General features: G+C 71.4%; 1 pseudogene. It reads left to right on the top strand.

Features of this window, described 5'->3' with window-relative positions:
• Positions 1 to 248: pseudogene (locus tag CWO89_RS46765) on the top strand (hypothetical protein); the annotation flags it as partial.

Below are 248 nucleotides of genomic sequence, written 5' to 3' on the forward strand. Positions count from 1 at the left end.
GCAGGCGGCTACGGTGCGGTGATCACCGGCAGCGGCGCCAGCAGCAATAGCGGGACCATCACCGCTGGCAGTGGCGGCGACGGCGGCAAGTCGGGAAGTTACGGTGGCCCCCCGTATCCTGACACCGGCGGTGGTGGCGGCAGCGGTGGCGTGGGCGTTCAATTCAGTGCCACAGGTGCCAGCTTCACCAACACCGGGACAATCGCTGGGGGCACCGGCGGGACGGCCGGCGCAGCCGTCGGCGCTGG

Source organism: Bradyrhizobium sp. Leo170, from assembly GCF_004296405.1.
GTDB lineage: Bacteria > Pseudomonadota > Alphaproteobacteria > Rhizobiales > Xanthobacteraceae > Bradyrhizobium.